The organism is Pseudomonas sp. BN505 (genome assembly GCF_029873175.1).
GTDB lineage: Bacteria > Pseudomonadota > Gammaproteobacteria > Pseudomonadales > Pseudomonadaceae > Aquipseudomonas > Aquipseudomonas putida.
In genome coordinates, this window is sequence record NZ_SSOI01000043.1 from 1 (window position 1) to 12,668 (window position 12,668).

Here is a 12,668-nt window from a genome sequence, read left to right on the forward strand (position 1 = left end):
GGACTCGAACCCCTGTTACCGCCGTGAAAGGGCGGTGTCCTAGGCCACTAGACGAAGGGGACGAACCTTCTTACCTTCAAGACCCGGTTGCTGGACCCGGTCTTGCTTGCCAGCCGTGGCTGACGAGCGGAATTTGGTGGAGCTAAGCGGGATCGAACCGCTGACCTCCTGCATGCCATGCAGGCGCTCTCCCAGCTGAGCTATAGCCCCACAATGTCGCTTTGAACTGAATCGCTAGCTGAGTGGCTGGCGTTTCGTTTTCGTTCATCGCTGTGGACGGGGCGCATATTAAGATCGGATTGCAGGGCTGTCAAACGAAATTTTGAAAATATTCAAAAGTTTTTTCACAGATAACAATCACTTACCGCCCTGCCCCAGTAAAACCTGAACAGTAAACCCTGTGGGAGCGGGTTTATCCGCTCCCACAGGTTCGACTATAGGCACGGGAACGCGGTCAGCCGATCGAAGCCAGCAGCTTTTCCCACTCTTTGTTTTCTTTCTTCGACACACCACCCAGCAGGTCCAGGGCCTGGCGCAGACGGTAGCGGGTCAGGTCGGGGCCGAGGATTTCCATGGCGTCCAGTACCGACACCGAGCTGGCCTGGCCAGTAATGGCGGCGAACATCAGCGGCATGGCATCACGCAACTTCAGTTCCAGCGCCTCGACCACGGCCTGGATGCAGCCGGTGATGCGCTCTTTTTCCCACTGGCGCAGGCTTTCGAGCTTCCACAGGATCAGCTGGATCACCTGGCGCACCTGGTCGGCCGACAGTTTCTTGCTCTCGAACAGCTTGGCATCCAGCTTCAGCGCACCTTCGAAGAAGAACCCGCCCAGCGGGGCAACCTGGCTGAAGGTCTCGACCCGGCCCTGCACGTGCGGGGCAATCTTCATCATGTAGTCGCTGTTGAATGCCCACTTCTGCAGGCGTGTGGCGAATTCCTCGACCGGCAGTTCGCGCAGCCACTGGCCGTTGAGCCAGGACAGCTTCTCGATGTCGAAGATCGGGCCACCCAGCGAAATACGCGACAGGTCGAAGTGCTCGACCATCTCGTCCAGCGAGAACTTTTCGCGCTCGTCCGGCATCGACCAGCCCATGCGGCCCAGGTAGTTGAGCATCGCCTCAGGCATGAAGCCCATGCGCTCGTAGAAGGTCACCGAGGTCGGGTTCTTGCGCTTGGACAGCTTGGACTTGTCGGGGTTACGCAGCAGCGGCATGTAGCACAGCTTGGGCTGCTCCCAGCCGAAGTATTCGTACAGCTTGATCAGCTTGGGCGCCGACGGCAGCCACTCTTCGCCACGCAGGACGTGGGTGATGCCCATCAGGTGGTCGTCGACCACGTTGGCCAGGAAGTACGTCGGCAGGCCGTCGTTCTTCATCAGCACCTGCATGTCCATGCGGTCCCACGGGATTTCGACATCGCCACGCAGCATGTCCGGCACCACGCAGATACCTTCGCTCGGCACCTTCATGCGGATCACGTGTGGCTCGCCAGCGTCCAGGCGGCGCTGCACTTCCTCGGCGCTCAGCAGCAGTGCGCGGCCGTCGTAGCGCGGGGTTTCACCGCGGGCCTGTTGCTCGGCACGCATCTGCTCCAGCTCTTCGGCGGTGCAGAAGCAATAGAAGGCGTGGCCGGCGTCAACCAGCTCCTTGGCATACTTCGCGTAGATCTCGCCACGCTCGCTCTGCCGGTACGGGCCGTGCGGGCCGCCAACATCCGGGCCTTCGTTCCATTCGATGCCGAGCCAGCGCAGGGCGTCGAAGATCTGCTGTTCCGACTCGCGCGTGGAGCGCAGCTGGTCGGTGTCTTCGATGCGCAGGATGAACTCACCGCCGTTCTGCTTGGCAAAGCAGTAGTTGAACAGGGCGATGTAGGCAGTGCCGACATGGGGGTCGCCGGTAGGCGATGGCGCGATACGCGTGCGTACGGTGGTCATGGAAGGTCTCGAACTGAAGATGAAACAAAGGCGGGATGTTAGCAGGAGGCAGGCACCGGGCTCCAGCAATGGCGCGAACGTCACTTGTCGACAGGCCCTGCGGCACTGTTAAATTTGCTTACATTTCTGGAACGATAGTCCCCATGCCTGCTCTACTCAAACGCCGCCTGGCGATCTTCTTCACCCTGGTGGCCATCATCGCCCTCGCCTTCCTGGCCCACTGGTACTTCAAGGGCCGCTTCTACGAGAGCACCGACAACGCCTATGTACAGGGCGAGATCACCCGTATCTCCAGCCAGCTGGGCGCACGTATTGACGCGGTGCCGGTCGAGGACAACCAGCACGTCAACAAAGGTGACCTGCTGGTACGCCTGGAAGCGGCAGACTTTGACCTGGCAGTTGACCGCGCCCGCGCCACCCTGGCCACCCGTGAAGCGGAATACGCACAGGCACAAAGTCGCCTGACCCAGCAAGGTAGTCTGATCGCCGCCGGGCAGGCTCAGGTGGCTGCCAACCAGGCCACGTTCGACCGTTCTCGGGTGGACCTGAGCCGTGCCGAAAAGCTGCGCAAGCCAGGTTTCATATCCGAGGAACGGGTCACAACCCTGTCGGCAGACAGCCATGTTGCCGGCTCTCAGGTCGACAAGGCCCGCGCCGACCTGCAAAGCCAGCGCCAGCAGGTGAATGCACTGAACGCCGACCTCAAACGCCTCGATGCACAAATCGCCAACGCACGCGCCGACCTGGCCCAGGCCGAGCTGAACCTGACCCGTTGCGAAATCCGCGCGCCGATCAGCGGCACCATCGGCCAGCGCAATGCGCGCAATGGCCAGGTGGTGCAGGCCGGCGCCTACCTGCTGTCGATCGTGCCCGACGAAGACATCTGGGTGCAGGCCAACTTCAAGGAAACCCAGATCGGCCACATGCAGCCCGGCCAGCGCGCCGAGCTGCTGTTCGACAGCTACCCGGACACCCCCATCGAAGGCCGGGTAAACAGTGTGTTCGCGGCCTCGGGGGCGCAGTTCAGCCTGCTGCCACCCGATAACGCCACCGGCAACTTCACCAAGGTGGTGCAGCGCATCCCGGTCAAGCTCACCTTCAGCGCCGACAACCCGCTGCATGGGCGCATCCGCCCCGGCATGTCGGTGACCGCCACCATAGACCTGCGCAGCGAGAGCGAAGGCCACGATGGCCGGTGACCAACTGCTCAGGCCCAGCGACGAGCCTACCCGGCGCGACTGGATCGCGGTGATGAGTGTGATGCTCGGCGCGTTCATGGCGGTGCTGGACATCCAGATCACCAACTCGTCACTGAAGGACATTCAGGGTGCCCTGTCGGCAACCCTGGAAGAAGGCTCGTGGATTTCCACCTCGTACCTGGTGGCGGAAATCATCATGATTCCGCTGACCGCCTGGCTGGTGCAACTGCTGTCTGCCCGACGCCTGGCCGTGTGGGTTTCCGGGGGCTTTCTGTTGTCGTCACTGCTGTGCTCGATGGCCTGGAACCTGGAGAGCATGATCCTGTTCCGCGCCCTGCAAGGCTTTACCGGCGGCGCGCTGATCCCACTGGCGTTTACCCTCACGCTGATCAAGCTGCCCGAACACCACCGCGCCAAAGGCATGGCGATGTTCGCCATGACCGCCACGTTTGCCCCCTCCATCGGCCCCACCCTGGGCGGCTGGCTGACCGAGAACTGGGGCTGGGAGTACATTTTCTACATCAACATCCCGCCGGGCCTGGTGATGATTGCCGGTCTGCTGTACGGGCTGGAGAAGAAAGACGCGCACTGGGAACTGCTGAAAAGCACCGATTACGCAGGCATCGTCACCCTGGGCCTGGGGTTGGGCTGCCTGCAGGTGTTTCTTGAAGAGGGGCACCGCAAGGACTGGCTGGAGTCGCACCTGATCGTCGGCCTGGGCAGCGTCGCCTTGGTCAGCCTGATCACCTTCGTCATCCTGCAGTTCTCCAAGCCACACCCGCTGATCAACCTGCGCATCCTCGGTAACCGCAATTTCGGCCTGTCGAGCATCGCCAGCCTGGGCATGGGCGTAGGCCTGTACGGGTCGATCTACCTGCTGCCGCTGTACCTGGCTCAGGTGCAGGGCTACAACGCCTTGCAGATCGGCGAGGTGATCATGTGGATGGGGGTGCCGCAGCTGTTTCTGATCCCGCTGGTACCACAGCTGATGAAAGTGGTGTCGCCCAAGCTGCTGTGCGCCTTGGGGTTCTGCCTGTTCGGCGCCGCGAGTTTCGGCTCGGGGATGCTCAACCCGGACTTTGCCGGGCCGCAGTTCAACCATATCCAGATCATCCGCGCCCTTGGCCAGCCGATGATCATGGTGACCATTTCGCTGATCGCCACGGCTTACATCCAGCCGCAGGACGCGGGGTCGGCATCGAGCCTGTTCAATATCCTGCGTAACCTGGGCGGTGCGATTGGCATCGCCTTGCTGGCCACGCTGCTGGATGCGCGCACCAAGGTGTATTTCGACTACCTGCGCGAAGCGGTAGTGCCGAGCAACCCGCAGGTGGCGGAACGGCTGGCGCAACTGGCCGAGCGGCTGGGCACTGACAATGCGGCGCTGGGCAAGTTGAGCGAGATCACCCACCAGCAGGCCATGATCATGGCGTACAACGACGCGTTCCACTTTGTCGGGATCGGGTTGGCAGTGAGCATGGTGGCAGTGTTGCTCACCCGCAAGCTGCCGGAAGGGTTGAAGGCTGGGGAAGCTCACTAGCTTATGCTGGGCCTATCGCCGGCAAGCCAGCCCCCACAGGTACCGGGCAAATTTTGAATGCAGCGGCACACCTGTGGGAGCTGGCTTGCCGGCGATAGGGCCAGTTCAGCCACCCAAAGGGATCAGCTGGTAATCAACCGCTCGCGCAGCTGGGTAATCTCGTCGCGCAGCTGCGCCGCAGCTTCGAACTCCAGGTCGCGGGCGAGCTGCATCATTTTCTCTTCAAGCTGCTTGATACGCTTGGTGATCTCGCCCGGCGTACGCAGCTCGGCCTCGTAACGGGCGCTCTCTTCTGCCGCCTTGGCCATGCCCTTGCGCTTTTTGCTGCGCGCGCCAGGCACGGTGGCGCCTTCCATGATGTCGGTGATGTCCTTGACCACGCCCTTGGGCACGATACCGTTGGCTTCGTTGAAGGCGACCTGCTTTTCACGGCGTCGCTCGGTTTCGTCAATTGCCCGCTGCATCGAGCCGGTGATGTTGTCGGCGTACAGGATGGCCCGGCCATTGAGGTTACGCGCAGCGCGGCCGATGGTCTGGATCAGCGAGCGCTCCGAACGCAGGAAGCCTTCCTTGTCGGCATCGAGGATCGCCACCAGCGAAACCTCCGGCATGTCCAGGCCTTCGCGCAGCAGGTTGATGCCCACCAGCACGTCGAAGGTGCCCAGGCGCAGGTCGCGGATGATCTCTACCCGCTCCACCGTGTCGATGTCCGAGTGCAGGTAGCGCACCCGCACATCGTGGTCGGCCAGGTAATCAGAAAGGTCCTCGGCCATGCGCTTGGTCAGCGTAGTGGCCAGCACCCGCTCGCCCAGCGCCACGCGCTTGCGGATTTCCGACAGCAAGTCATCCACCTGGGTCAGTGCCGGGCGTATCTCGACCTGCGGGTCTACCAGGCCGGTCGGACGCACCACCTGCTCCACCACGCGCCCGGAATGCTCGGCTTCGTAGGGGCCCGGGGTAGCGGACACGAAGATGGTCTGCGGGCTGACATCCTCCCATTCGTCGAAGCGCATCGGCCGGTTGTCCAGCGCCGAGGGCATGCGGAAGCCGTATTCGACCAGTGTTTCCTTGCGTGAACGGTCGCCCTTGTACATGGCACCGACCTGCGGAACGCTGACGTGTGATTCGTCGATCACCAGCAGTGCATCGGCTGGCAGGTAGTCGTACAGAGTGGGCGGTGGCGCACCGGCCGGGCGCCCGGACAGGTAGCGCGAGTAGTTCTCGATGCCGTTGCAGTAACCCAGCTCCATGATCATTTCCAGATCGAAACGGGTGCGCTGTTCCAGGCGCTGTGCTTCCACCAGCTTGTTGGCCTTGTGCAGGTACTCCAGGCGCTCCTTCAACTCTTCCTTGATGCCCTCCACGGCCTCCAGCAGGGTTTCCCGCGGGGTAACGTAGTGGCTCTTGGGGTAGAAGGTGAAGCGTGGCAACTTGCGGAAAACCTCGCCGGTGAGCGGGTCGAAGGCGGCGATGTTCTCCACCTCATCATCGAACAGTTCGATGCGGATGGCTTCAAGGTCCGACTCGGCCGGGAAGATGTCGATCACATCACCGCGCACGCGGAAGGTGGCACGGGCAAAGTCCATTTCGTTGCGGGTGTACTGCAGGTCGGCCAGCCGGCGCAGCAGTGCGCGCTGGTCGAGCTTGTCGCCGCGGTCCACATGCAGGACCATTTTCAGGTAGGACTCGGGGCTGCCCAGGCCATAGATGCACGACACGGTGGTGACGATGATTGCATCGCGCCGCTCCAGCAGCGCCTTGGTCGCCGACAGGCGCATCTGCTCGATATGGTCGTTGATCGAGGCGTCCTTCTCGATGAAGGTGTCCGACGACGGCACGTAGGCCTCGGGCTGGTAGTAGTCGTAGTAGGAAACGAAATACTCCACCGCGTTATTGGGGAAGAACGCCTTGAATTCGCCGTACAACTGCGCGGCCAGGGTCTTGTTTGGCGCAAGTACCAGGGTCGGGCGCTGCACCTGCGCGATGACGTTGGCGATGCTGAAGGTCTTGCCCGAACCGGTCACGCCGAGCAGCGTCTGGTGCGACAGCCCCGCCTCGATGCCTTCGACCATCTGGCGGATGGCCTCGGGCTGGTCGCCGGCCGGCTGGAAACGGGTGACGAGCTGGAACTCGGACATGTTTGACCTCGCGGTGTTGCAGCAACTGTAAATTTAGCCAGTAGTCTATACCCAAATGCGGCTATCCGGGGGCGCTTTCAAGGCCGGGCTGTGAGCGCTTGTTACAGTGGACACGGCAATTAGACCAATGGTCGAAAAATATTTGCGCAAATAGCCGGAAAAGCTGTGCCAGAGTGTCGCAGTGACCGGGCGGTATCACTATACTGACTCCCCGTTTGTGCACCGCTTCAGTGCATTCGGCTGGAGCGTGTACGTCCTATCACTCTCCAATCAGAGCCAAGGTAACAATGAGCCTGTTTTCCGCTGTCGAGCTGGCACCCCGCGACCCTATCCTGGGCCTCAACGAAGCATTCAACGCCGACCCACGTACCGACAAGGTCAACCTGGGCGTTGGCGTGTACTGCAATGAGGAAGGCCGCATTCCGCTGCTGCGCGCCGTGATCGAAGCCGAAACCCAGCGTGCCGCCCAGCACGCCTCGCGCGGCTACCTGCCGATCGACGGCATCGCCACTTACGACCAGGCCGTGCAAAAACTGATCTTCGGCGCCGAGTCGCCACTGCTGGCCGCTGGCCGCGTGGTCACCGTGCAGGCCGTTGGCGGCACCGGCGCGCTGAAGATCGGCGCCGACTTCCTCAAGCGCCTGTCGCCCAATGCCGTGGTTGCCATCAGTGACCCGAGCTGGGAAAACCACCGCGCACTGTTCGAAACCGCCGGTTTCCCGGTACAGAACTACCGCTACTACGACGCGCCTAGCAACGACGTCAACCGTGCCGGCATGCTCGAAGACCTGAACAACCTGCCGTCCGGCTCGATCGTCGTGCTGCATGCCTGCTGCCACAACCCGACTGGCGTCGACCTGGGCCTGGACGACTGGAAAAACGTCCTGGAAGTGGTCAAGGCCAAGGGCCATGTGCCGTTCCTCGACATGGCCTACCAGGGCTTTGGCGACGGTATCGCCGAAGACGCCTTCGCCGTGCGCCTGTTCGCCGAGTCGGGCCTGGAGTTCTTCGTTTCCAGCTCGTTCTCCAAGTCGTTCTCGCTGTACGGCGAGCGCGTTGGCGCACTGTCGATCGTCACCGGCAACAAAGACGAAAGCACTCGCGTGCTGTCGCAGGTCAAGCGCGTAATCCGCACCACCTACTCCAACCCGCCGACCCACGGCGCGACCATCGTCGCTACCGTGCTGAACAGCGACGAACTGCGCCAGATGTGGGAAGCCGAGCTGGGCGAGATGCGCCAGCGCATCCACGGCATGCGCCAGCAAATGGTCAGCCTGCTGGCTGAATATGGCGCCAAGCGCGACTTCAGCTTCGTTGGCCGCCAGGCGGGCATGTTCTCCTACTCGGGCCTGACCGTTGAACAAGTGGCGCGCCTGAAGAACGATTTTGGCATCTACGCGCTGGACACCGGCCGCATCGCGGTTGCCGCGCTGAACCAGAGCAACATCCACGTGGTGACCAAGGCCATCGTCGAAGTGCTGTAACCTATTGATTTGCCTGGGAGAGGCTTGACATCTCCCGGGCAATCAGTAAGATATGGCGCAGATTCCGCGATAGCTCAGTCGGTAGAGCAAATGACTGTTAATCATTGGGTCCCTGGTTCGAGTCCAGGTCGCGGAGCCAAACATTGAAAAGCCCCCGGGTGCGCAAGCAACCGGGGGCTTTTTGCATTGCATCGGATTTACTGGCCCAGCGGCTCGGTCACTGGCTTGCCCTCGTCCACCAGGCTCCAGACCAGCAGCTTGGCGGGCTGGGTCTTGCTGGCATTGCGTGACACGCTGTGCACGGTGCCTGGCGCCTCGTACCAGTACTCACCGGCCTTGTAGGTCTTTTCCGGATCGTTGTTGAGCTTCGACACCACTGCCCCCTCCAGAACGTAGGCCATCACTGCGCCGGGGTGCTGATGCGCGGGCGATGCCTCGCCAGGGGCGTAGCTCACCGTAAGCATGACAGCCGTTTTGCCCGGGGCGTTCGAGGGTTGTTGCTGCTGCAGGACTTTGACCTGGTCGGCAACGTCGCCGTGGGCCCAGGCGGGGGCTTGGACGGCGAGCAGGGCAAAAAGGACGATGGCCAAGGGTTTCATGGCGGGCTTCTCCTGGATGGCTAATGCCAGCAAGTTAGGCTTTCGTTGGCTGAAGACAAATGGCCAATTCGAGGTAAAAGCAGGGGGCCGATCTTACCTGTGCCGCCCTCTTCGCGGGCACGCCCGCTCCCACAAGTTCATTCGCCACAGGTGCTGTACCTGTGGGAGCGGGCATGCCCGCGAAGAGGCCGGTACAGGCAACAAAGAGCTCAGCTGCTACGTCCAATCGGGTAGAACACGCCCTGGCTCCAGACCCCCAGCCATTCCTCGCCGTCGATTTCACGCGCCACCGCCAGCTCTACCAACTGATAGAAAACATTGCGGTGAATCAGCGCCTCAAGGTTGCTGCGCATCAGCACATAGGGCGATGGCTCCTGCGTCACCGGGTCGATCACTACCCGCAGGGGATTATCCGGCCCGGCGTCAACCTGGTCCTCGACATTGCTGGTGAAGCGCAGCACCTGCTGCTCCCCCTCCCCCAGCACCTCCAGCGCCACGGCCACAAATGGGGCATCGTCGACGCGGATGCCAACCTTTTCTACCGGGGTAATCAGGAAGTAGTCATCGCCATCGCGGCGAATGATCGTGGAAAACAACCGCACCATCGGTTTGCGCCCGATCGGCGTGCCCAGGTAATACCAGGTGCCATCGCGGGCAATGCGCATATCGATGTCACCGCAAAAATCCGGGTTCCACAGATGCACCGGCGGCAGGCCCTTGGCCTTGGGGATCTGTGCCAGAAGATCATTGGCCTTGCCGGAATCACTCATCACGCCTGCCTCATTCGCTCATACCCAGAAGGCTACGAGCGTACTCGCGCATCGGCGCACCTAGCAAATCCTCCGGGGTGTTGTCGTGGAACGTCAACAAACCGCCACGACTCTTGATGCGTGCGGTGTCGATCAGGTAGCGGGTATTGGTTTCGATCAACATCATCTGCACCACGCCAGTGTCCCACCCCAGCCGGTCGACGGCCTGTTCGTCATACCACTCATCGCCATTGCCGATGCGGTCGTCGGTACGGGCGAAGCGGGTGTACAGGACGTAGTCGGCACCCACCGAGCGTGCCTGGGCAATGGCGTCTTCCAGGCCCAATGGGCCTTGGGCGCGGCGCACCAACGGGAAATACTCGACAAAGCTCTTGAACGCCTCGTCAGCCACCGCGTTCTGCCGTGGCACCGGCCCCTTGCCCGGCGGCACGAATGCGCCCTGGCCGATGAAAATGAACGAATCGGGCTGCAGGCGGATCGACAGGGTACGCCGGGTATCGCTGTGGTCCAGCAGACCGGCATCGCTCATGTGATAGCGGACGCCTTCGCCCATATCGCTGACATTCATGCAGCCGCCCAGCGCCATCAGCGCCAGCAGCAAGACCAGGCTACGCATCTTTCCTCCAGTGGCCGGCGACGAAAAACCGGCGAATAGCCGGCGGATGCAGCTTTTGCGCCAGCTTCAGCCGCCAATCACCTTCATCACCATCACATCACCGGAAAACGCCAGGTCCTGCTTGTCTGCCAGCGCCTTGACCAACAGGCGCTGCAGGGCCGGCAGGGCCTGATGACGCGGCTTTTCCAGCAGGTCACCGACGAAATGGCGATTGCTCGAAGACAGGCAGCCATGCAACCAGCCCGTGGAGGACAGGCGCAAGCGCGAACAGGTACGGCAAAACGGCACGCTCTCGTTTGCGATGATGCCGAAGTGGCCAATGCCCGGGATTTCATAGCGCAGGGCTGTAGCGTCCAGCGGCGCATCGACCTGGACATAGGCATACTTGCCGCCGATCAGCGCCAGCAACTGGTCGAGCCCGACGAACTGCTGCACAAAGGCATTGTGCTCACGGGCCAGGTGGCCCATGCGCATGAGTTCTATGAAGCGCAACTCGAAGCCGCGCTCCAGGCAGTAATCCAGCAGCGGCAATACCTGGTCGAGGTTGTGCCCGCGCATTGGCACCATGTTCACCTTGATTCGCATGCCCAGCGCAGTGGCCTGCTCCATACCCGCCAGCACACTGGCCAGGTCGCCGCCCCGGGCAATGCGGCGGAAGGCCTGGGGGTCGAGAGTGTCGAGGGAAACATTCAGGCGTCGGATACCCGCCGCTTGCAGCTGGGGCAGCTTGCGCGCCAACAGCTGGCCATTGGTGGTCAGCGAGATATCGTCGAGGTCGAGCTTGGCCACGGCGGCCAGAAAGGCATCCAGGCGTGGGCTGACCAGCGGCTCACCCCCTGTGATGCGCAGGCGCTCGATACCAGCCGCTTCGATCAGGTAAGCCACGCCGCGGGCCAGGGCATCTGCCGAGAGTTCGTCTTGTGCCGCCACCAGGCGTTTGCCGTCGGGCACGCAGTAGGTGCAGGCATAATTGCAAGCAGCCGTCAGGCTGACACGCAGGTTGCGAAAGCGCCTGCCTTGACGATCGACAATCATGAATGACTCCGGCATGGATGATAAGGGGCAGGCGAAACCTGACTCATAAATCAGGTTTTTGCAAGCCCCCGCACCCTGCCGGCCTCAGCGTCAAATGACGGAACGCTTCAGTTGGTCGGTTCCGGATCGCGTTTGCGTTTGTTGCCCATGCGCACACCGATGTCCATCAGGAACTGGAAGAAACCTTCCTGATCCTCAAGCACATTGCTCCAGAACGGCGAGTGGTACAGCGCAACGGCGCCGTGCACCAGCGCCCAGGCGGCGCAGTAATGGAAATACGGCGGTACGTCTTCGAGCTTGCCTTCGCTGATGCGGCCCTTGATCAGCTGAGTCAGGCGATCGAAGTTGGAGGCACGGATACTGTGCAGTTGCTCGACCATTTCCGGCACCTGGTTGCCCTTGACCACCTTCTCTTCCAGGCGGTCGAACAGCCGGTAACGTTGCGGGTCGCGCATGCGAAACTCGAAGTAGGCACGTGACAGGGCTTCCTTGTCACGGTCGACGTCGGCCGAGTGCAACAGTTCGTTCAGGTCGCGCTCATAGTCGAGCATCAGGCGCAGGTAGATTTCCGCCTTTGACTTGAAATGCTTGTAGATCGTGCCTTTGCCGATACCCACGGCGTCGGCGATCATTTCGACAGTGACGCTGTCCTCACCCTGTTCGAGAAACAGCTTGAGCGCGGTGTCGAGGATTTCCTGTTCGCGACGGCGAAACTCACGGACCTTACGAGGTTCTTTCTGCATGGGAAGGACTGGATGACAATCGAAGCGGTTTATTATGCCTAACTTGCAAGAAATTGCACGGATCATCCACGCATGTCTGTGTTTCACCATGCTTACTGCCATGCGCTGTGGAAGGATTGAAACCTCGGCGTATTCCAAATTTGTTTAAAAAACGACCAATATACGCTGGCACTGCGCCAAACCTGACCAATACTTGAAGTGTTGGCGCGGCGCATCCCCCCCAAGTGGCGCGCCGATAAAGGTGCTCAGGGACCGCGTACCTTTGTTTTACTCCTAATGGTCTTAACCCGGATTCCCCCCCCAGAACCCGGGTTTTTTTTGCTTGCGCGAAGGGCCGCACAGCGACCCGCACTCCCCGCTCGATGTTTGTGCTGTACCGTGCCTGTGATCTTGATCTTGATCTTGATCTTGATCTTGATCTTGCTTTTGATCTTCGCGACTTCAGGAGGCCGAACGCAGGCCTTGCGAAGGGAGGTGACGGGCATGGATGCCCGTCAAGCGCTGGGCCCCAGGATGGGGCCTGCAGCGCGGTCCTCCCGGGAGCAAGGCCGGAGTGAGGGAACCCCGGAGCGCAGCGCAGGGGCCGGATGATCGGAGCGCAGCGTTTT

11 protein-coding genes and 2 tRNA genes are annotated in these 12,668 nt (G+C 61.6%); 4 read left to right on the top strand and 9 right to left on the bottom strand.

What is annotated here, in order from left to right; all coding sequences use genetic code 11:
• Positions 1 to 134: 134 nt before the first annotated feature.
• Together E8E78_RS13065 and gltX are read right to left on the bottom strand one after the other, a co-directional pair.
• Positions 135 to 210 (bottom strand) — tRNA-Ala (locus E8E78_RS13065).
• Positions 211 to 454: 244 nt separating this feature from the next.
• Complete coding sequence (gene gltX / locus E8E78_RS13070; RefSeq protein WP_059396374.1) at positions 455 to 1,936, bottom strand: glutamate--tRNA ligase; 1,482 nt, start codon at positions 1,934 to 1,936, stop codon at positions 455 to 457.
• A gap of 143 nt (positions 1,937 to 2,079) precedes the next feature.
• On the opposite strand from gltX, the gene E8E78_RS13075 reads away from it, so the two are divergent.
• Both E8E78_RS13075 and E8E78_RS13080 read left to right on the top strand, forming a co-directional pair.
• A complete protein-coding gene (locus E8E78_RS13075; RefSeq protein ID WP_280313715.1) occupies positions 2,080 to 3,135 on the top strand; it encodes an HlyD family secretion protein in 1,056 nt (351 codons plus the stop codon).
• 49 nt (positions 3,136 to 3,184) lie between these two features.
• Positions 3,185 to 4,675 carry an MDR family MFS transporter gene (locus tag E8E78_RS13080; protein WP_193391288.1) on the top strand — a complete coding sequence of 497 codons (1,491 nt, stop codon included), beginning with the start codon at positions 3,185 to 3,187 and terminating at the stop codon, positions 4,673 to 4,675.
• A 122-nt stretch (positions 4,676 to 4,797) separates the two neighbouring features.
• Here E8E78_RS13080 and uvrB read toward each other — a convergent pair whose 3' ends face one another.
• Positions 4,798 to 6,813 (bottom strand): excinuclease ABC subunit UvrB, encoded by a 2,016-nt coding sequence (uvrB, locus tag E8E78_RS13085; RefSeq protein ID WP_049276563.1) that lies wholly within the window; start codon positions 6,811 to 6,813, stop codon positions 4,798 to 4,800.
• A 287-nt stretch (positions 6,814 to 7,100) separates the two neighbouring features.
• Here uvrB and E8E78_RS13090 point away from each other — a divergent pair, with 287 nt between their 5' ends.
• Together E8E78_RS13090 and E8E78_RS13095 are read left to right on the top strand one after the other, a co-directional pair.
• Positions 7,101 to 8,297, top strand: a complete 1,197-nt coding sequence (locus tag E8E78_RS13090) for an amino acid aminotransferase (protein ID WP_016500882.1) — start codon at positions 7,101 to 7,103, stop codon at positions 8,295 to 8,297.
• A 63-nt stretch (positions 8,298 to 8,360) separates the two neighbouring features.
• Positions 8,361 to 8,436 (top strand) — tRNA-Asn (locus E8E78_RS13095).
• Positions 8,437 to 8,494: 58 nt separating this feature from the next.
• On the opposite strand, the gene E8E78_RS13100 is transcribed toward E8E78_RS13095, so the two are convergent.
• The 6 genes from E8E78_RS13100 to E8E78_RS29095 all read right to left on the bottom strand — a co-directional run bounded on the left by E8E78_RS13100 (position 8,495) and on the right by E8E78_RS29095 (position 12,545).
• The gene (locus E8E78_RS13100) at positions 8,495 to 8,896 is read right to left on the bottom strand and encodes a cupin domain-containing protein (RefSeq protein WP_016485499.1); all 402 of its coding nucleotides are present in this window, start codon (positions 8,894 to 8,896) and stop codon (positions 8,495 to 8,497) included.
• A 209-nt stretch (positions 8,897 to 9,105) separates the two neighbouring features.
• Positions 9,106 to 9,666 carry a DUF1285 domain-containing protein gene (locus tag E8E78_RS13105; protein ID WP_016500884.1) on the bottom strand — a complete coding sequence of 187 codons (561 nt, stop codon included), beginning with the start codon at positions 9,664 to 9,666 and terminating at the stop codon, positions 9,106 to 9,108.
• Between the two features lie 10 nt (positions 9,667 to 9,676).
• Complete coding sequence (locus E8E78_RS13110; protein WP_016485497.1) at positions 9,677 to 10,282, bottom strand: DUF4823 domain-containing protein; 606 nt, start codon at positions 10,280 to 10,282, stop codon at positions 9,677 to 9,679.
• Positions 10,283 to 10,348: 66 nt separating this feature from the next.
• Positions 10,349 to 11,317, bottom strand: coding sequence for a radical SAM protein (locus tag E8E78_RS13115; RefSeq protein WP_016485496.1), 969 nt, complete (start codon positions 11,315 to 11,317; stop codon positions 10,349 to 10,351).
• A 107-nt stretch (positions 11,318 to 11,424) separates the two neighbouring features.
• The gene (locus E8E78_RS13120; protein ID WP_016485495.1) at positions 11,425 to 12,060 is read right to left on the bottom strand and encodes a TetR/AcrR family transcriptional regulator; all 636 of its coding nucleotides are present in this window, start codon (positions 12,058 to 12,060) and stop codon (positions 11,425 to 11,427) included.
• A gap of 245 nt (positions 12,061 to 12,305) precedes the next feature.
• Positions 12,306 to 12,545, bottom strand: a complete 240-nt coding sequence (locus E8E78_RS29095) for a hypothetical protein (protein WP_348532382.1) — start codon at positions 12,543 to 12,545, stop codon at positions 12,306 to 12,308.
• Between the last annotated feature and the right edge of the window lie 123 nt (positions 12,546 to 12,668).

Coding starts and splice junctions, on each gene's coding strand:
- E8E78_RS13100 (WP_016485499.1), bottom strand. CDS start 8,896: ATGAAACCCTTGGCCATCGTCCTTTTTGCCCTGCTCGCCGTCCAAGCC.
- gltX (WP_059396374.1), bottom strand. CDS start 1,936: ATGACCACCGTACGCACGCGTATCGCGCCATCGCCTACCGGCGACCCC.
- E8E78_RS13105 (WP_016500884.1), bottom strand. CDS start 9,666: ATGAGTGATTCCGGCAAGGCCAATGATCTTCTGGCACAGATCCCCAAG.
- E8E78_RS13120 (WP_016485495.1), bottom strand. CDS start 12,060: ATGCAGAAAGAACCTCGTAAGGTCCGTGAGTTTCGCCGTCGCGAACAG.
- E8E78_RS29095 (WP_348532382.1), bottom strand. CDS start 12,545: ATGCCCGTCACCTCCCTTCGCAAGGCCTGCGTTCGGCCTCCTGAAGTC.
- E8E78_RS13075 (WP_280313715.1), top strand. CDS start 2,080: ATGCCTGCTCTACTCAAACGCCGCCTGGCGATCTTCTTCACCCTGGTG.
- E8E78_RS13110 (WP_016485497.1), bottom strand. CDS start 10,282: ATGCGTAGCCTGGTCTTGCTGCTGGCGCTGATGGCGCTGGGCGGCTGC.
- uvrB (WP_049276563.1), bottom strand. CDS start 6,813: ATGTCCGAGTTCCAGCTCGTCACCCGTTTCCAGCCGGCCGGCGACCAG.
- E8E78_RS13115 (WP_016485496.1), bottom strand. CDS start 11,317: ATGATTGTCGATCGTCAAGGCAGGCGCTTTCGCAACCTGCGTGTCAGC.
- E8E78_RS13090 (WP_016500882.1), top strand. CDS start 7,101: ATGAGCCTGTTTTCCGCTGTCGAGCTGGCACCCCGCGACCCTATCCTG.